Raw genomic sequence first — 17,881 nt, 5'->3', positions numbered from 1 at the left:
GTGTGGTCCTCCCGGCGTCCTGGGAGCGCACCCGCTGGCATGTAAGGGGGGTGGTGAGGCCGAGCAGCCCGAGCGACCACGCCGTTGGGAGAACCACTGTCGGCGACGGATCGTTCTCCGGGCACTGATAGCGTCCCGAAATGACGCTTCCAACCCGGCCTGGTGAGAGTGCAGGTGTTTGACGGTGGTCACTCGATGCCGCTACAGGGCATGACCGCGGCGGTCCGACACCTGCTGCCGAATCCGGCGGCAGCCTGATCATGCCGTTTGTCCGGTGATCGATCCTCAACCGGGACAAGGGCCGGTAAGCCACTTTCGGTCAGGGTTCAGATCGGATCACGCTCATGCGACCGTTGTCCAAGAGCAGAGCCTGGTCATCGTTCAGTGGGGTCAGGGCGTAGGCGCCGCGGTATGTGTCGAGAGTCTTCTGGATGAGTTCCGGTGGGTACGGGGGCAGGAGGCCGTCCGCGTGTGGGATGACCGTCTGGTCAATCAGTGCGAGTCCGGAGTAGTCGGCGAGCGCGGGCCCGTCAGCGGGATCATCCATCAACGATGCTGGGGTCACGTCTGGTCCGGCGATGATCGAGCCGGCGCTCGCACCGATGTACGGCAGACCAGCCTGAACGCGCGCGACCAGCACGGCGGCGTTCCCACTCTCGCGCAGCGCTTCCAGGAGGGCAAAGGTGCTTCCGCTGGCGACGTACACGGCGTCGACGTCAGCGAGGATCTGGTCGAACCGGTGGGCCATGGTTCCTCGCGCGGTGACGGGGACGATGTGGCCTGCAAGCTCCTCGAGGGCTGCACGTTCCGCCGCGACGAACGCAGCGCCCGCGAACGATTGCTGCGCGTCGTCGATGTAGGCGATCCGGTACCCGTGGAGCGGCCCCTGCGCGCGGTTTGATCCGGTCAGGAAGGGCAGGATCGCCCCGGTGTTACGGGACAGCAGGAGGATCTTCACGCAACGTGACCCTACTGAGGCCCACCGACACCGTTGCCTGCTGCGGAAGAGGATCGCCCGTCTGCGAAGCGCCAGGTGCTGGCCGCCCCGTTTCGATAGCCGATCGGCTATAGGGCACCGAGACCAGCGCTCCTGTGTCCGTCGACGACGCCATCCACCCCGCAGTCGGCCCTGTCTCGTAACCGACCTGCAGTGAACGGCATCAGGTCCTCCGGAGCGCAGGGCGGCGAGTTCGCTTGACGACGGTCATCGGATCGACAGATCGATCGCGACGACGCCGAGCACGAAGACCAGGACGATGACCACGAGGCCGATCGCCGGCGTCAGCACCCGTCGCCGCAGCGTGGGAGCACCGGACGCCCCGATGACCCAGGTCGTGATCGCGACGACGAGTGCGACCAGCGGCACGAGGATCTGTGCGGTCTCCCCGACGGCGTACGAACACCGCATCGTCTCGTCGGAGCCACACGGGGTGTACTGCAGCTGCGCGGCGAGCATCCCCGGCAGCGAGCCGATCGCCACGAACACCTCGAGGAACACGAGGAAACAGAACGCGAGTCCGAGCAGCCACCAACCACGTGGACGGCGTTGGACCTCGTCGTGCATGGATGACCCCTTCATGTGGCCTGACCGTAGCGCAGGGGTGACACGGAGCACGGACTCGTAGGGTCGAGTCGTACCGACCGCACACCCGGGTGGGTCCGTGCCCCACAGCGGACCTGACGACGGGAACAGATCGTCCCTGTTGCCGGTTGCACCACACGGTGTCGCAGCCAGTGACACGAGAGCCCAGGAGGCCACCATGACCACCACCGAGACCGCCATCCTCGCCGGCGGATGCTTCTGGGGAGCGCAGCAGCTCCTCCGTCGTCGTCCCGGCATCGTCAGCACCCGCGTCGGCTACTCCGGCGGCGACGTGCCGAACGCCACGTACCGCAACCACGGCGACCACGCCGAGTCGGTCGAGATCGTCTTCGACCCGTCCCAGATCTCGTACCGGGACCTGCTGGAGTTCTTCTTCCAGATCCACGACCCGTCGACGAAGGACCGCCAGGGCAACGACATCGGTCGCAGCTACCGTTCGGCCATCTTCTACACCTCGGACGAGCAGAAGCAGGTCGCGCTCGACACCATCGCGGACGTCGACGCCTCGGGCATCTGGCCCGGCAAGGTCGTCACCGAGGTCACCGCGGCCGGCCCGTTCTGGGAGGCCGAGGACGAGCACCAGGACTACCTCGAGAAGAACCCGCACGGCTACACCTGCCACTTCGTGCGTCCGGGCTGGAAGCTCCCGCACCGCGACGAGGCGACCGCGGCCGTCTGACCTGACGACCGCTGCGGATCAGCGCGATCCGCCGAGCAGTTCCAACCAGTCCCCGGGAAGGCGATCCGCCGGCCCGGGGACTGCCTGCGTCACGGGGTGGCTGGTGGGGGCTGCGAGCTCGAGCCCCTCGGAGCGGGTGTCGTCGCGGTAGTCCCACGCCCAGGTCTCGCCGGGCTCGTAGCTCTGGATGACCGCGTGCCCGGTCTCCTCCCAGTGCCGCGTCGCGTGCGTGTTGAGGGAGTCGTCGCAGCAGCCGACGTGGCCGCACGCCGCGCAGCGGCGCAGGTGCACCCACCACGAACCGGTCGCGTCGCACTCGACGCACCCGTCTCCGCTCGGTGCGATCTCGGGGTGGATCATCTCGGCCTGGTCCGTCATGGCCCCATCATGCCTGTGAAGGGCCACATGCGGTCGGGAGGCACGGGGCGGGCCCGCACCGCGCCTCCAGGCCGTCATCGGGTCGCGTCCAGGGCGAGGCGTGGGGCGGTCGTGCGGGTGGTCGGGCCAGGATGGCCCTGGGGCCGACAGCCGATCGGCTCGCAGAGGGAGGACACCGTGGACACAGCGCCGTACTCGCAGCCGTTGCGGGAGTACATCGAACAGCTGCGGACCGAGGGGTACAGCGTCGCGGACGGTCAGACGGCCGACCCGGAGCTGATCGACCCGCACGGCAACCCGGTGCTCACCTGGCAGGACGATTACCCGTACTCCGAGCGCCTGCCGCGGGACGAGTACGAGTACCAGAAGTACCTGCTGCAGATCGAGCTGCTGAAGTGCCAGTACTGGCTCGAGGACACCGGCCAGAAGGTCGTGGTGCTCTTCGAGGGTCGTGACGCCGCGGGCAAGGGCGGCACGATCAAGCGGTTCACGGAGCACCTCAACCCCCGGACCTCGCGGGTCGTCGCGCTGAGCAAGCCGACCGAGCGCGAGCGCGGTGAGTGGTACTTCCAGCGGTACGTGCAGCACCTGCCGGCCGCCGGCGAGATGGTCCTGTTCGACCGCTCCTGGTACAACCGTGCCGGCGTCGAACGGGTGATGGGATTCTGCAGCGACGACGAGTACGAGTCGTTCATGACCCAGGTGCCGCAGTTCGAGCGGATGCTCGTCGACTCCGGCATCCACCTGACGAAGTTCTGGTTCTCGGTGACCCGGCGCGAGCAGCGGACCCGGTTCGCGATGCGCCAGCTCGACCCGGTGCGACGGTGGAAGCTGTCCGACATCGACCTGCTGTCGCTCGACCGGTGGGAGGACTACACCGAGGCGAAGACCGCGATGTTCACCCGGACGAGCAAGCGCTACGCACCGTGGACGATCGTGCGGTCGAACGACAAGAAGCGCGCGCGCCTCAACGCGATGCGGTACTTCCTGACGCAGTTCGACTACCCGGACAAGGCCGCCGACGTCATCGGCAAGCCGGACCCGCTCATCGTCCGCCGCGGCAAGCGGGACGTGGACGTCGAGTGACCCCCACGGGTGATCCCCCACCGGTGATCCCCCGCCGCTGATCCGCCCGCCGACTCGGAACGTTTACACGCCGGGGCCTGCCGTCACGCACTCGAAACAGACGGGCAACGGCGCCGACACAGGGCCGCAAGACACTTGTCGCACTACCTGTCACCCGACAGGTACTCCGCGAAAGGTCTGCAGTCATGCGTTCTCCGCAAGCACCGCTCCACGCACCGCGCGCCACGTCCGACGTCGACACCCAGGGGCTCGCCCGCCTCGGCTACGAGCAGGAACTCCACCGCGGGGTCGGCTCGTTCTCCTCCTTCGCGGCGGGCTTCTCCTTCGTCTCGATCCTCACCACGGTCTTCCAGCTGTTCGGACTCGGCTTCGGGCTGGGCGGTGCTGCGTTCTTCTGGGCGTGGCCGCTCGTCTTCGGCGGCCAGCTGCTCGTCGCGCTGAACTTCGCGCAGCTCGCGGCCCGCTGGCCCATCTCGGGCGCGATCTTCCAGTGGTCGAGCCGCCTGGCCGGAGCCCGGTTCGGGTGGTTCACCGGCTGGACGATGATCATCGGCCAGATCCTCACCGTCGCGGTGGCGGCCATCGCCGTGCAGGCCGTGCTCCCCGCGATCTGGGACGGGTTCCAGGTCGTCGGCGGTCCGGGCGCGGACCCGTCCGTCGCGTCGCCGACCGGTGCCGCGAACGCGGTGGTCCTCGGGCTGGTGATGCTCGCCGTGACGACGATCGTGAACATCACGAGCGTCCGGCTGATGGCCCGCGTGACGAGCTTCGGCGTGCTCATCGAGATCATCGGCGTGGTCGTGCTCATCGGCGCCCTGTTCCTGCTGCCGCACCGCAGCGCGTCCGTGGTGTTCACGACCGCCGGGTCGACGAGCACCGAGCCGTACGTGTGGGCGTTCCTGGCGTCCTCGCTGATGGCCGCGTACGTGATGGTCGGCTTCGACTCGGCCGGTGAGCTCGCGGAGGAGACCCACAACCCGCGTCGGACCACCCCGAAGACGATCGTCCGGGCGCTCACGGTCTCCGGCCTCGGCGGCGGGCTGCTCATCATCGGTGCCCTCGTCGCCGCCCCGAGCCTGACCGACGGCAAGCTCGCCACGCAGGGCCTCGCCTGGGTGATCACCTCGACCCTCGGCGACGTGTTCGGTCGCCTCCTGCTCTGCACCGTCGCCGTCGCCGTCTTCGCCTGCACCCTCGCCGTGCAGACCGCCGGCGCCCGGATGGTCTACTCGATGGCCCGCGAGAAGGCGCTGCCCTTCCACCGCACCCTGGCCCGCGTCTCGCCCCGCACCGGCACCCCGATCGCCGCGTCGATCGTCGTCGGGGTCGGCGCCGGGCTGGCCCTCGCCGTCAACATCGGGCAGTCCGCGATCTTCACCGCCCTGTCGAGCCTGTGCATCGCGATGCTCTACCTGGCCTACCTCGGCGTCACCGGGCCGCTGCTGGTCCAGCGGATCAAGCTCCGTCGCACGGGGCTGCCGACCGGGGTCGACGAGGACGGCAAGCCGCTGTTCACCCTCGGTCGCTGGGGCATCCCGCTGAACGCCCTGGCCGTGGCGTTCCAGATCGGCATGGCGATCAACCTCATCTGGCCCCGGCCGGAGATCTACGACCTGACCGGCACCTCGTGGTGGCTGCAGTACAGCGCCCTGCTCTTCATCGGCGGCGTGCTGCTCGTCGGCTGGGCGTGGTCGAGCTGGCGGCACCGCACGCACGGGCCGATCACCCTGGCCGAAGTCCCCACCACCGCGGCGGTGCCCGTCCCCGCAGCCGCGACTGCGGCGAGCCCGACCGCCGCCTCCGTCGAAGCCTGATCCGGAAGGAACCCCATGCGTGACCTCCACCAGACCGACAGCGTGCTCGCCTCCCGGTCCGACGCACGCGCCCAGGCCGGCTCGCAGTCCGAGTACATGCCGTACCTGCCGGCGTCGTCGTCACCGTTCGCCCCCGAGGGCGTCGACCCCGCTCAGCTCGTCTGGGCTGAGACGGTGGCGCCGGGCGGGTACACGCACAAGGTGCTGGCCCGCGGGTCACGGCTGCGGTTCGACGACCCGACGGGTCAGGCCTGCGCCAACGTCCTGGTGTTCAACGCGCTCGAACCGTGGGAGCGGCTCAACGTCGCCGACACCCAGAAGATCCCGTGGCAGGCGTACCTGGGCCAGGGTTCCCCCCTGCTGAGCGGGGACGGCCGGGCACTCGCGACCGTGCTCGAGGACACCTCGGGGCACCACGACGCGTTCTGCGGCACCTCGACCGACGCCTGGAACGAGCGGAAGTACGGCGACGCCGCACCCGAGGGGCGCACCCCGAGCGGTCGGTCGCTGTTCGCGAAGGCCGCCGCGAAGCACGGGCTCACCAAGCGGGACCTGCCGCCGAGCATCTCGTTCTTCCAGGGCGTGCGGATCGACGCCGAGGGGGCGATGACCTTCACCGGGTCGGCCGGCGCGGGCACCCACGTCACGCTCGTCGCCGAACTGCCGCTGCTCGTGCTGGTCGCGAACGTCGCGCACCCGATCGACCCGCGCCCGGACTACCTGGTCGGACCACTGCGGGTGCACGCCTGGCGCGGGGCCCCGACGACCGCGGCCGACGAGCGGTTCACCGCGACGCCGGAGCTCACCCGCGCCTACCTGAACTCGATCGACCACGCGGAAGCCCGAGGCCTGTGATGACCGACACGACGACCCACACCCCCACCTCCACCGTCCCGGTCGGAGCCGTCCACGACCCGGACGTCGCCCTCGACTGGAGCGAGTCCCTGGTGCCGGGCGCCGTGGTCCGCGACGACCGGGTCGCCCCGCTGGCGCCGTGGTCCGCCGTGGTCCGCGCAGGCGAGGTGCTCACCATCGTCGACGTCGGCGGCAACCAGAGCGCCGACTGCCTGCTCTACGACGCCCACGACCCCGACGAGCGGTACAGCGTGCCGGACACCCTCGCCGCACAGGGCAACGCGTACGTCCGGACCGGCACCGTGCTGATGTCGAACGAGGGCCACCCGCTGATGACCGTCGTCGCGAACGAGATCGACCGGCAGGACACCATCGGCGGCGCGTGCTCGAAGGAGTCGAACACCCTGCGGTACGGGCACCACACCCAGTACCAGCACGGCTGCCGCGAGAACTTCCTGGCCGAGGCCGGCCGCCACGGACTCGGTGCCCGCGACATCGTGTCGAACCTCAACTGGTTCATGAACGTGCCGGTCGAGGCCGACGGCGCCCTCGGGATCGTCGACGGCATGAGCGCCCCCGGCAAGCGGGTCGCGATCCGGGCCGAGCGGGACGTGCTCGTCGTCGTCTCGAACTGCCCGCAGATGAACAACCCCTGCAACGACTTCTCCTGCACACCGCTGCGCATGATCGTGGTCCAGCCGTGACCGCCGCGCCCGACCCCACCGGGACCGCCACCGTGAACCAGACCCCTGCCCTCAGCCCCGACACCGTCCTCGTCGCGAACCGCGGTGAGATCGCCCGTCGCATCATCCGGTCCGCCAAGGCGCTCGGCATGCGCACCGTCGCCGTCTACTCGGACGCCGACCGCGCGGCACCCCACGTGCGCGAGGCCGACACCGCCGTCCGGCTCGGCCCCGCACCCGCCCGCGACTCGTACCTGCGCATCGACGCGGTGGTGCAGGCTGCGAAGGACACCGGCGCCGGGCTCGTGCACCCCGGCTACGGGTTCCTGTCCGAGAACACCGACTTCGCCCAGGCCTGCGAAGACGCCGTCATCCGGTTCGTCGGGCCGACCGCCGACCAGATCGTCCGGTTCGGCGCGAAGCACACCGCCCGCGAGCTGGCCGCCGCAGCAGGGGTCCCGATGCTCGCCGGCACCGGACTGCTCGCCAGCGTCGACGACGCCGTGGCCGAGGCCGAGCGCATCGGGCTGCCCGTCATGCTCAAGGCCACCGGGGGTGGCGGCGGGATCGGCATGCAGGCGTGCTCCACCCTCGACGAGGTCCGCGAGGCCTACACGAGCGTCGTCCGCCTGGCGACCGCGAACTTCGGGTCGGCCGGCATCTTCCTCGAACGACTCGTGCGGCCGGCACGGCACGTCGAGGTCCAGCTCTTCGGCGACGGCGAAGGCCGTGTCGCGGTGATCGGCGACCGCGACTGCTCCCTGCAGCGCCGCAACCAGAAGGTCATCGAGGAGGCCCCGGCACCGGCACTCCCCGAGCACGTCCGCGCCGAGCTGCACGCGTCCGCCCGCCGCCTGGCCGAGAGCGTCGGGTACCGCAGCGCCGGCACCGTCGAGTTCGTCTACGACCCCGTACGCGAAGAGGCGTCGTTCCTCGAGGTGAACACCCGCCTGCAGGTCGAGCACCCGGTCACCGAGGAAGTGTTCGGCGTCGACCTCGTCGAGCTCATGCTCCGCCTGGCCCGCGACGGTGCCGCCGGCATCGACCCCGACGTGTTCAACCGCACCTGGACCCCGAACGGCCACGCCGTCGAGGCCCGCGTCTACGCCGAGGACCCGGCGAAGGGCTCGCTGCCCTCCAGCGGCCTCGTCACCCAGGCCGTGTTCCCGAGCGCGACCACGGCATCCGGCGAGCGCACCGGCATCCGCGTCGACGGCTGGGTCGAGACCGGCTCCGAGGTGTCCGCGTTCTACGACCCGATGCTCGCCAAGGTGATCGCCACCGGGGAGACCCGCGACGACGCCCTCGACCTGCTGCGCGACGGGCTCGCGGCCACCCGCATCGACGGCATCGTCACGAACGCCGGGCTGCTGCGTGCGCTGACCGACGACCTCGAGCTCCGCACCGCCACGCACTCCACCTCGACGCTCGACGCGACCGAGGACCCGGACCCGCGCATCGACGTCGTCGCCCCGGGCACCATGACGATGATCCAGGACCTGCCCGGCCGGGTCGGGTACTGGCAGGTGGGCGTCCCGCCGAGCGGCCCGTTCGACGCGGCGTCCTTCGCCGAGGCGAACCGGGCCGTGGGCAACCCGGACGGTGCCCCCGCGCTCGAGGTCACCGCCACCGGCCCGACGCTCCGGTTCTCGGCCGCCGCGGTGGTCGCGCTCACGGGTGCGCCGGCACCGGTCACCCTCGACGGCGAACCCGTGGCGCTGTGGGAGCCGGTCGAGGTCGGCGCCGGCCAGACCCTGGCGATCGGCACGGCTCCCGGTCCGGGCCTCCGCACCTACCTGGCGGTCCGCGGCGGCTTCGACGTGCCGACCTACCTCGGATCGACCGCGACCTTCACGCTCGGTGGCTTCGGCGGCCACGCCGGTCGGGCCCTGCTCGCCGGCGACGTCCTGCGCCCGGGATCCCCGGACTCGGACGCCCCGCACCCGGCGTTCCCGTCCGGCACCCGTCTGGGCCTGGTGGGCGGTCCGACCCCGGCCGACCGCCGCACCGCGCTGACCGACGCGTGGGAGATCGCCGTCACCGAGGGGCCGCACGCCGCACCGGACTTCTTCACCCGCGCCGACCTCGACGTCTTCTACGCCACCGACTACGCCGTGCACCACAACTCGGCACGCACCGGCATCCGGCTCATCGGGCCGCGGCCGGAGTGGGCGCGGACCGACGGCGGCGAGGCCGGTCTGCACCCGTCGAACATCCACGACACCCCCTACGCGGTCGGTGCGATCGACTTCACCGGGGACACCCCGATCATCCTCGGACCGGACGGGCCGTCGCTCGGCGGCTTCGTCTGCCCCGCCGTGGTCGCCAGCGGCGACCTGTGGAAGCTGGGCCAGCTCCGACCGGGTGACACGGTCCGGTTCGTCCCCGTCCGCGAAGCCGACGCCGCCGCGCTCGACGCGCACCGGGCCTCCAGGACGGTGCCGCGCACCGGAGGCGACGGCGACGACGGCGTGATCGCCCGCCTGGACGCGACCGACGTGCGGCCGAGCGTCGCGTACCGACGCGACGGCGACGACAACGTGCTCGTCGAGTACGGCGACATGACCCTCGACATCGCGCTGCGGATGCGCGTGCACGCGCTCATGACGAAGCTGCAGGAGCACACGCCGAAGGGGATCCTCGACATCACGCCGGGCATCCGCTCGCTGCAGGTGCACACCGACGCGTCCGTGCTCAAGGCGCGCGACGTGGCGGGGCTGCTCCGCGAGCTCGAGGACGAGATCCCGCCGACCGACCAGCTCGTCGTGCCGTCGCGCACCGTGAAGCTGCCGCTGTCGTGGGACGACCCGGCCACCCGCCTGGCGATCGAGCGGTACATGAACGGCGTCCGGAACGACGCCCCGTGGACCCCGTGGAACATCGAGTTCATCCGTCGCATCAACGGGCTCGAGAGCGTCGACGACGTCTTCCGCACCGTGTTCGACGCGAGCTACCTGGTGCTCGGCCTGGGCGACGTGTACCTCGGTGCCCCGGTCGCGACCCCGCTCGACCCCCGGCACCGCCTGGTCACGACGAAGTACAACCCGGCCCGCACCTGGACCGCCGAGAACTCCGTCGGGATCGGCGGCGCGTACCTGTGCATCTACGGCATGGAGGGTCCGGGCGGCTACCAGTTCGTCGGTCGCACCGTGCAGATCTGGAACCGGTTCCGCCGGGGCGGGCTGTTCCAGGAGAACCCGTGGGCGCTCCGGTTCTTCGACCGGATCGAGTGGTACCCGGTCGGTGCCGACGAGCTGCTCGAGCTGCGCGCCGAGACGGACGCCGGACGGGGCTCGTTCGAGACCGTCGAGGGCGAGTTCTCGATCGCGTCGTACAACCGGTTCCTGGCCGACAACGCCGGGTCCATCGCGGACTTCCGGGCGCAGCAGGCACAGGCGTTCGGCGAGGAGAAGGAGCGGTGGCGGGCATCGGGCGAGTTCGACGTCCGGGACGAACCGGCCGCCGTGGTGGCCGACGCCGTGACCGTGCCAGAGGGGTCGACCGCCGTGTACGCCCCCTTCACCTCGACCGTGTGGCAGGTGGACGTCCGCCCGGGTGACCGTGTGGACGAGGGGCAGAAGCTGCTGGCCGTGGAGGCGATGAAGATGGAGTCGATGGTGCACGCACCGGTGCCGGGCCACGTGCTCGAGGTGTACATCAAGCCGGGCGACCAGGTCGCGCCGGGCCAGGTCCTCGCGGCGATCGGAGCGGCAGCGTGAGCGGGATCGGCACGGCGAGCGCCGGCCCGACCGCCGCCACCGCGACCGCCACCACGTCCGCGGCGGCCCGCGTCCGCGACGCCTTCGCCCGCATCGACGCCGTCGACCGCCCCGAGGTCTGGATCACCCTGCGCGACCGTGCCGACGTGCTGGCCGAGGCCGAAGTCGTCGACCCGACGCTGCCCCTGGCCGGCCTGCTGTTCGCCGTGAAGGACAACATCGACGTCGCCGGCCTGCCCACCACCGCAGCCGCCCGCTCCTACGCACACGACCCCGCCGCCGACGCCACCGCCGTCGCCCGGCTCCGCGCCGCCGGCGCCGTCGTCGTCGGCAAGACGAACCTCGACCAGTTCGCAACCGGCCTGGTCGGCACCCGCTCGCCCTTCGGTGCGGTCCGGAACGCCTGGGACCCGACGCGGATCTCCGGCGGCTCGTCGAGCGGTTCCGCCACGGCGGTCGCCCTGGGCATCGTCGACTTCGCGCTCGGCACCGACACCGCCGGGTCCGGCCGGGTGCCGGCCGCGCTCGGCAACCTGGTCGGGGTGAAGCCGACGAAGGGGCTCGTGCCGAACACCGGGGTCGTCCCCGCCTGCCGCTCGCAGGACTGCGTCACGGTGTTCGCCCGGTCGCTCGACCTGGCGCGCACGGCGGCCGAGCTGATGGCCGGTCCGGACGGCGTCGACCCGCTCGCGCGGTCCGACCTCGCCCTCGCCGGCCTGCCCGCCGTCCCGCGCATCGCGGTGCCGCTGCCGTCGCAGCTCGACGGGCTCGCACCCGGTTGGGCCGAGGCGTTCGCCGCGGCCGTCGACCGGTTCCGTGCGCTCGGACACCAGGTGGTCGAGGTCGACATCGCACCCCTGCTCGACGCCGCGTCGCTGCTCTACGACGGCGCGTTCGTCGCGGAGCGGTACGCGGCCGTCGGCGCCCACATCGAGGCCCATCGCGACGAGGTCGGTGCCGACCTCGACCCGTCGGTCGCCGCGATCGTGCTCGGTGGCGCACGACCGACCGCCGCGGAGCTCTTCGCCGACCAGGAACGACTCGACGCGTTCGGGGCAGCGGGTCGCGCCGCACTCGAGGGCACCACGGCACTGCTCACCCCGACGACGACGTGGCACCCGACGCTCGAGCAGGTCGCGGCCGACCCGATCGGCGCGAACAGCCGGATGGGTCGGTACACGAACTTCGCGAACCTGCTCGACATGGCCTCGCTCGCCGTGCCCGCCGGCTTCGTCGACGGCCTGCCGTTCGGCGTCATGCTCACCGGCCCGGCGTTCAGCGACCGGCGCCTGGCGGCGTTGGCGTCCGCGTTCGCCGCCCCGACCGTCGACCTGCTGGTCGTCGGGGCGCACCTGCGCGGTCAGCCGCTGAACGGACAGCTGGTCGCGTCCGGCGGATCGTTCGTCCGGGAGGCCCGCACCGCGTCCGACTACCGGCTGTACGCCCTCGACACGGTGCCGCCCAAGCCCGGGCTGGTCCGCGTGGGTCCGGTCGCGTCCGGCGCTGCTGCGCCGGGGTCGGGCTCGGGCTCGGGCTCGGGCTCGGGCATCGTCGGGGAGGTCTGGCGCCTGCCCGCCGCCGGCTTCGGCACCTTCGTCGCGGCCCTGCCGGCACCGATGGCGATCGGCACCGTGGCACTCGACGACGGCACCGACGTCACCGGGTTCCTGGTCGAGCCGTTCGCGGTCGAGGGGGCCGAGGACATCACCCACCACGGCGGCTGGCGCGCGTACCGGGAGCAGTCGTGACGGACACCGGCTGTCAGGATGGGGGCATGTCCCCCGACGACCGGCCCGTGCGCCCCGGCCGACCGCGGGTCGTGCCGAACGCCGACTCCGCGCTGAGCCCGCGCGACCAGATCCTCGACGCCGCCGCCGCGCTGTTCGTCGAGAACGGCATCAGCGCGACCTCGACCCGGGCGATCGCCGAACGGGTCGGGATCCGGCAGGCCTCGCTGTACTACCACTTCGCCGGCAAGGACGACATGCTCGTCGAGCTGCTCACGACCTCGGTGCGCCCGAGCCTCGAGCTGGTCCGCGGCCTCGAGCAGCTCGTGCCGGAGTCCGCCTCGGCAGCCGGTGCCCTCGCCGCGCTGGTCGTCGCCGACGTGGACACCCTCGCCCGCACGCCGCACAACATCGGCACGCTGTACCTGCTGCCCGAGGTGCAGGGCGAGCGCTACGACGGGTTCCGGGCCGAGCGCGTCGAACTGCAGGAGGCCTACGGGCGCCTCGGCTCGCGCGCTGCCAGCCCGGAGGTCGCCGCCGGTGTCTCGCCGTCGCGCCTCGGTGCGGTGCTCATCCAGATCACCGAGACCGTCATCCAGCTCCGCCGGTCCGGCCCCGTGCAGGACGCCGACCGCGACGCCCTCGTCGCGACCTGCCTGCGCGCCTGCGGGCTCGACACCGCCGCCGTGGCCGAGGCCCGGCGCGACGCCGAGTCGCTGCTGGCCGCCGTCGCGGTCTGACCCTCCCTCTCCGCTCTGCAAGGAGTCACCATGACCACGATCACCCCCGCCGCACACCGTCCGCTCGCCGACGCACTGCTCCCCCGCACCGCCGTCGTCAGCACCGCCCTGGTCCTCGGCGGCGCACTGCTGACCGCCGGTGCCGCGCAGGTGTCGGTGCCGATCTGGCCCGTCCCGATCACCGGGCAGACCCTGGCCGTGCTGCTCGTCGGCAGTGCCCTCGGTGCCCGTCGCGGTGCCCTGTCGATGCTCGTCTACGCACTGCTCGGCGTCGTCGGGCTGCCGGTCTTCGCGGACGGTTCGGCCGGGGTCGGCGTGCTCGTCGGCCCCTCCGGCGGGTACATCGTCGGCTTCGTCGCCGCCGCGGCCCTGGTCGGCTGGGTCGCCGAGCGCTTCGGCGACCGCCCGCTGCGGAACGCGCTGCTGTCCTTCGCCCTCGGCACCGTCGTCACCTTCGTCGCCGGGATGGCCTGGCTCGCGGTGGCACTCGGCCTCGACCTGCAGCAGACCCTGCAGTACGGGCTGTACCCGTTCGTCCTCGGTGGCGTGGTGAAGACCCTGATCGGCGCCGGCGTGATCTCCCTCGGGTGGACCGCGGCACTCCGCTCGGCCACCCGCCGGTGAGCGCTCCGTCAGGACTCCGCCTCCGGCCGTAGGGGTTCCGTCAGGAGGCCTTCCGCGCTGCTCGAGCCCGCGAGAGCGTGTGGTCGTGACACTGACTGCGATCATGCCGACGCTCCGTGCGTCGCTCCCCGATCCGATGGACCCGTTCCTCTGGCCGGCCCACACCGTCGCGACCACCGACGACCTGCTGGTCTCGGCGATCTCGATGGTCCGGCTCGCCGACCTCACCGGCACCCCGACCGTGCACACCGCCGAGCAGTCCCCGGCCCGGTACCGCCCGCGCGGGTGGGCACCCCGCGACGTGAGCGTCGCCGTCGCGTCGGTCACCCGCGTGCGGCGACCGCGCACCGGAGTGGTGCTCCTGGAACTGGACGCGGTCCTGCCGGCCTGCGCCGTGCTCGACCAGGTGCGCCTGATCGGACGCCGGAGCACCGCTCCCCTCTCCCCGATGTACGTCGTCACCCGCTGTGACGGTCAGGCCGACGGTCCGTTCCACCGCCTCCCGGCTCCGTTGCCCGCCGACGTCCGCGAAGGCGACCTGGTCTGCTTCCCGTGCCTGGCGACCGTCCGGCACCGCGACGTCGTCGAGCCGGTCCGGGCGGAACTCGCGCCGGTCCGGGCGGAACTCGAGCCGGTCCGGGCGGAACTCGCGCCGGTGCGCACCGAACTCGCGCCGGCGGATCGATGACCGTCGCGCTGCCGGTCCGCACCCGGCTGCTCGACGGCACCCACCTGTGGGGCCGGTACACGATCCGCCCCGTCGGGCGGACGCTGTGGAGCTCGCGGACCCTCGTCGTGTTCCCGCCCGGCACGACCACCGGCGAGCGCCTGCTGCTGCGTGCCTGGCACGTCTGGCCGACCGTCGGGGCGGTCGTCGCCCTCGCCACCCTGGTGCTCGCCGTCTCGGTCCCCGCCGTCGGCACGACCACCGCGCTGCTCCTCTACGGCGGCGGCTTCGCGGTCCTCGCCCGCGCCACCCGCTCGCTGCGACCACGGGTGCGGTCCGTCACCGTGACGACGTTCCTGGGCGATGGCCGCCGCGAGGTCCACGGCGACGAGCGTCTGCTCACCGGCTCCCTGGACGCGCTGTCGATCCTGGAGCAGGCGCTCCGGGCCGACCGCATCCGCCCCGTGGACTTCGAGCTGATCTGGGCGGACGTGTGGAACGCCCTGGAGCCCCCGGACCCGGACCACCGCGTGCAGCGGTCATCCTGAAGCCGGTTCCCGCGCCGCGCGTTTGTATGGGTCCGGGAAGGAGTACGCGATGAAGCACATCCACTACGACGCCACCACGATCCTGGTCGGTGACGACGTCGCCGACGCCGTGATTGAGTACGCCGCAGCCCTCGCAGGCGGGGACCGAGCGGACACCGTCGACGTGCCCGCCGTCGCCGACGACGGGACGATGACCACCACGAAGATCCTCATCGGACCCTCGAGCGAGATCGTCATCGAGGACGCGGAGGAGGACGAACTCGAGATGGACAACGGGGAGTTCGCCGGACGGCTGCGCGCCGCCGCGAAGACCTTCGGGCACAGCGAGCCGATCCACGCGAACACGCGGTCGGACCTGGCGGACGCGGCGGAGGCTGCCGAGGAGTCCTGACGCCCGGGCGTCGCGCTTCCGCGACGAAACGGAGAGAGCCTCCTGTACTGTGGTGATTCCGGAGAGCCTCTCCGGTACTCGACACCACAGCCTGGAGGCCCGCCATGCCCGAGCAGACCGCTCCCGCCGGGCGCGCGCCGCGTGCTGACGCGCTGCGGAACCGGGACCACATCCTGCGGGTCGCGGAGCGCGCGTTCGCCGAGCACGGCGTGACCGGCTCGCTCGACGCGATCGCCAAGCAGGCCGGCGTCGGCGCCGGCACCCTGTACCGGCACTTCCCCACGCGCGAGGCCCTGCTCGCCGAGCTCCTCGCCGCGCGCGACGAGCACCTGGTGGCCCGTCGCGAAGCACTGCGCGACGGCTCCGTGGACACTGGCGACGCCCTGCACGGCTGGCTCGACGCGGTCACTGAGTGGGCCGGCACGTTCGACGGACTGCCCGAACCGCTCCGTGCCGCCGCGTCGTCCGACTCGTCGCCGCTCGCCCTGACGTGCCAGGGGTTCATCACCACCACGGACGAGTTCCTCCGCGCCGCCCAGCGTTCCGGTCGTGCGCGTACCGACGTCCGCGCGCGGGACCTGTTCCTCGCCGCCCTGGCGACCAGCTGGGTCCGGGGTGCCGCGATGGCCGACGACTCGTCCTCCGCCGCACTCTCCGCCCTGTCGCGGCGCGGCTGGGAAGCCCCGATCCTCCCTTGACGTCCACCTCCTTGAAAGGGCACACCATGAACCGCATCGGCATCATCGGCAGCGGCGCCATCGGCACCGCGATCGCACGCCTGGCCGTCGCCGCCGACCTCGACGTCCTCATCGCGAACTCGCGCGGCCCCGAGTCGCTGCAGGATCTCGTCGCCGAGCTCGGCCCGCGCGCCCAGGCCGGCACCGTGCGCCAGGCCGTCGAGTTCGGCGACGTGCCTGTCCTCGCGATCCCGCTCACCGCCTACCCGGCGCTCGCCCCCGAACTCGACGCCTTCGCCGGGCGGACAGTGCTGTCGACGGGCAACTACTACCCCGGTCGCGACGGCCGGATCGAGCAGCTCGACACCCTCGCGACGACCACGGCGGAGTACGAGCAGACGCTCCTGCCCGGCACGCGGATCGTCAAGGCGTTCAACAACATCGTCGCGCACCACATCCCGAACCTCGCCGGCTCCACGCCCCGCACCGCACTGCCGATCGCGGGCGACGACGAGCAGGCCAAGGCCGTGGTCGCCGAGCTCGTGCAGCTGCTCGGGTTCGACACCGTGGACGCCGGCACCCTGGCCGACTCGTGGCGCTTCGAGCCGGAGTCCGGGGCGTACACGGGGATCTACGCGGCGAGTGCCGAGGGATTCGCGGCGGACTACCTGGCGGATCAGGGAGCACCGTTGCCCGCGGAGCGGCTGCGGGACGTACTGGCGGTGTCGCACCGGGCGGATGTGGCGAACCGGCAGTTCTGACGATCGCAACTCTTTGGGGGACCCTTGCGACGACGAGACCATCAGCTCCTCACTGCAGCGGCGGGCGTGGTCTGCATCGCACTGCTCACCGGGTTGTCCGCATGTGCCGCCCCTGGGGGTGCCTCCGGGCCGGAGCCCGATGCGCTGAGCGCAGCGCGGGCGGAGACCATCCTCGACGCGAATGCCGACCAGGCGTGGCAGCTGGTCGCGTCACGCCATCCGGGGCTCGAGCGGCCGGTGGTCGACCGCGTCCGGACCGTCTCGCACGCCGACTGGGCCCCGACGCAGGAACGCTGCATGAGCGCCGCGGGGTTCCCGCAGGCGAAGGCGATGCCCGACGCGAGCCTCGTCTCCGGACAGGTGCCGGCGGAACAGTCCGAGCCGTTCGCGGTCGCTGAGTACACGTGCGGGGTCGAGTACCCCATGGCCGCGAAGTACCAGACCGCTTTCAACGAGTCCCAGTTGGAGTGGCTCTACCGCTACTCCACGGGCGAGCTCACGAAGTGCTTGCAGGACCACGGCATCTCGGTGGAGCGTGGCCCGAGCGAGCATGAGTTCGTCGACAGCGACGGGGCGTGGTCGCCGTACCGGTCGGTCGATCTGCCGCAGTCCCAGTACTACGAGCTCGTCACCGCCTGCCCGGAGATCCCGGACTCGATCTACGGCTGAGCGGCTCGGAGGAAGGCCCCCGAGACACCGCTCGTCCGAGCTGCCCACCCAGGGAACCGAGGAGCGCAACGATGAAGCCGACGATCTGCAGCGGCGACAGCGCCTGGCCGAGGACGACCCACCCGAGCACCGCAGCGGTCAACGGACTGAGGACGCCCAACAGCGCGATCCGCGCCGACGGCAGCGCCCGTGCGCCTCGGAACCAGACGCTGTAGGCCAGGGCACCACCGACCAGCGTGAGCCAGGCGTACGCACTCGCA

At 71.8% G+C, this 17,881-nt stretch carries 18 protein-coding genes and 1 pseudogene; 15 read left to right on the top strand and 4 right to left on the bottom strand.

All coding sequences use genetic code 11. The annotated features are described in order from the left end of the window. Positions 1-319 precede the first annotated feature (319 nt). The gene (locus tag DEJ06_RS13900; RefSeq protein ID WP_181436819.1) at positions 320-958 is read right to left on the bottom strand and encodes a Type 1 glutamine amidotransferase-like domain-containing protein; all 639 of its coding nucleotides are present in this window, start codon (positions 956-958) and stop codon (positions 320-322) included. 246 nt (positions 959-1,204) lie between these two features. Then, entirely contained in the window at positions 1,205-1,579 is a 375-nt protein-coding gene (locus DEJ06_RS13895) for a hypothetical protein (protein ID WP_111039693.1), read from the bottom strand. A 181-nt stretch (positions 1,580-1,760) separates the two neighbouring features. Here DEJ06_RS13895 and msrA point away from each other — a divergent pair, with 181 nt between their 5' ends. After that, positions 1,761-2,282 carry a peptide-methionine (S)-S-oxide reductase MsrA gene (gene msrA, locus DEJ06_RS13890; protein ID WP_071245202.1) on the top strand — a complete coding sequence of 174 codons (522 nt, stop codon included), beginning with the start codon at positions 1,761-1,763 and terminating at the stop codon, positions 2,280-2,282. A gap of 18 nt (positions 2,283-2,300) precedes the next feature. On the opposite strand, the gene DEJ06_RS13885 is transcribed toward msrA, so the two are convergent. Then, positions 2,301-2,660: a UBP-type zinc finger domain-containing protein gene (locus DEJ06_RS13885; RefSeq protein WP_071404761.1), complete on the bottom strand. Its 360-nt coding sequence runs from the start codon at positions 2,658-2,660 to the stop codon at positions 2,301-2,303. Between the two features lie 177 nt (positions 2,661-2,837). Between DEJ06_RS13885 and ppk2 the strand changes: the two genes are divergently transcribed. The 14 genes from ppk2 (at position 2,838) to DEJ06_RS13815 (ending at position 17,621) form a co-directional block, all read left to right on the top strand. Further along, positions 2,838-3,746, top strand: a complete 909-nt coding sequence (ppk2, locus tag DEJ06_RS13880) for a polyphosphate kinase 2 (protein ID WP_027467245.1) — start codon at positions 2,838-2,840, stop codon at positions 3,744-3,746. A gap of 185 nt (positions 3,747-3,931) precedes the next feature. Further along, positions 3,932-5,560 (top strand): APC family permease, encoded by a 1,629-nt coding sequence (locus tag DEJ06_RS13875; protein WP_110863544.1) that lies wholly within the window; start codon positions 3,932-3,934, stop codon positions 5,558-5,560. Between the two features lie 15 nt (positions 5,561-5,575). After that, complete coding sequence (locus tag DEJ06_RS13870) at positions 5,576-6,415, top strand: urea amidolyase associated protein UAAP1 (protein ID WP_111032603.1); 840 nt, start codon at positions 5,576-5,578, stop codon at positions 6,413-6,415. Beyond that, positions 6,415-7,119 carry an urea amidolyase associated protein UAAP2 gene (locus DEJ06_RS13865; RefSeq protein WP_111039692.1) on the top strand — a complete coding sequence of 235 codons (705 nt, stop codon included), beginning with the start codon at positions 6,415-6,417 and terminating at the stop codon, positions 7,117-7,119. Before DEJ06_RS13870 ends, DEJ06_RS13865 begins: the two co-directional genes overlap by 1 nt. Then, positions 7,116-10,817, top strand: a complete 3,702-nt coding sequence (gene uca, locus DEJ06_RS13860; RefSeq protein ID WP_375537725.1) for an urea carboxylase — start codon at positions 7,116-7,118, stop codon at positions 10,815-10,817. The genes DEJ06_RS13865 and uca overlap by 4 nt, the downstream gene beginning before the upstream one ends. After that, a complete protein-coding gene (gene atzF, locus DEJ06_RS13855; RefSeq protein ID WP_258372472.1) occupies positions 10,814-12,565 on the top strand; it encodes an allophanate hydrolase in 1,752 nt (583 codons plus the stop codon). The genes uca and atzF overlap by 4 nt, the downstream gene beginning before the upstream one ends. A 26-nt stretch (positions 12,566-12,591) precedes the next feature. Then, complete coding sequence (locus tag DEJ06_RS13850; protein WP_111028703.1) at positions 12,592-13,284, top strand: TetR/AcrR family transcriptional regulator; 693 nt, start codon at positions 12,592-12,594, stop codon at positions 13,282-13,284. Positions 13,285-13,314: 30 nt separating this feature from the next. Beyond that, entirely contained in the window at positions 13,315-13,908 is a 594-nt protein-coding gene (locus DEJ06_RS13845; protein WP_071245214.1) for a biotin transporter BioY, read from the top strand. An 85-nt stretch (positions 13,909-13,993) separates the two neighbouring features. Continuing rightward, a complete protein-coding gene (locus DEJ06_RS13840) occupies positions 13,994-14,596 on the top strand; it encodes a hypothetical protein (RefSeq protein WP_146245871.1) in 603 nt (200 codons plus the stop codon). Then, the gene (locus DEJ06_RS13835; RefSeq protein WP_111039690.1) at positions 14,593-15,123 is read left to right on the top strand and encodes a DUF6611 family protein; all 531 of its coding nucleotides are present in this window, start codon (positions 14,593-14,595) and stop codon (positions 15,121-15,123) included. The genes DEJ06_RS13840 and DEJ06_RS13835 overlap by 4 nt, the downstream gene beginning before the upstream one ends. A 49-nt stretch (positions 15,124-15,172) precedes the next feature. Then, the gene (locus DEJ06_RS13830; protein WP_111039689.1) at positions 15,173-15,514 is read left to right on the top strand and encodes a hypothetical protein; all 342 of its coding nucleotides are present in this window, start codon (positions 15,173-15,175) and stop codon (positions 15,512-15,514) included. 104 nt (positions 15,515-15,618) lie between these two features. After that, a complete protein-coding gene (locus tag DEJ06_RS13825) occupies positions 15,619-16,212 on the top strand; it encodes a TetR/AcrR family transcriptional regulator (protein WP_111039688.1) in 594 nt (197 codons plus the stop codon). 26 nt (positions 16,213-16,238) lie between these two features. Further along, on the top strand, positions 16,239-16,952 hold the full coding sequence (locus DEJ06_RS13820) for an NADPH-dependent F420 reductase (protein ID WP_111039687.1): 714 nt from the start codon (positions 16,239-16,241) through the stop codon (positions 16,950-16,952). Positions 16,953-17,018: 66 nt separating this feature from the next. Next, on the top strand, positions 17,019-17,621 hold the full coding sequence (locus DEJ06_RS13815; protein ID WP_111039686.1) for a hypothetical protein: 603 nt from the start codon (positions 17,019-17,021) through the stop codon (positions 17,619-17,621). Here DEJ06_RS13815 and DEJ06_RS13810 read toward each other — a convergent pair. Then, positions 17,581-17,862, bottom strand: a pseudogene (locus DEJ06_RS13810) (EamA family transporter); the annotation flags it as partial. The gene DEJ06_RS13815 and the pseudogene DEJ06_RS13810 sit on opposite strands and share 41 nt — an antisense overlap. Between the last annotated feature and the right edge of the window lie 19 nt (positions 17,863-17,881).

The sequence above is a fragment of the Curtobacterium sp. MCLR17_051 genome (genome assembly GCF_003234395.1).
GTDB classification, from domain to species: domain Bacteria; phylum Actinomycetota; class Actinomycetes; order Actinomycetales; family Microbacteriaceae; genus Curtobacterium; species Curtobacterium flaccumfaciens.
This window is presented reverse-complemented; position numbering and strand designations above follow the sequence as displayed.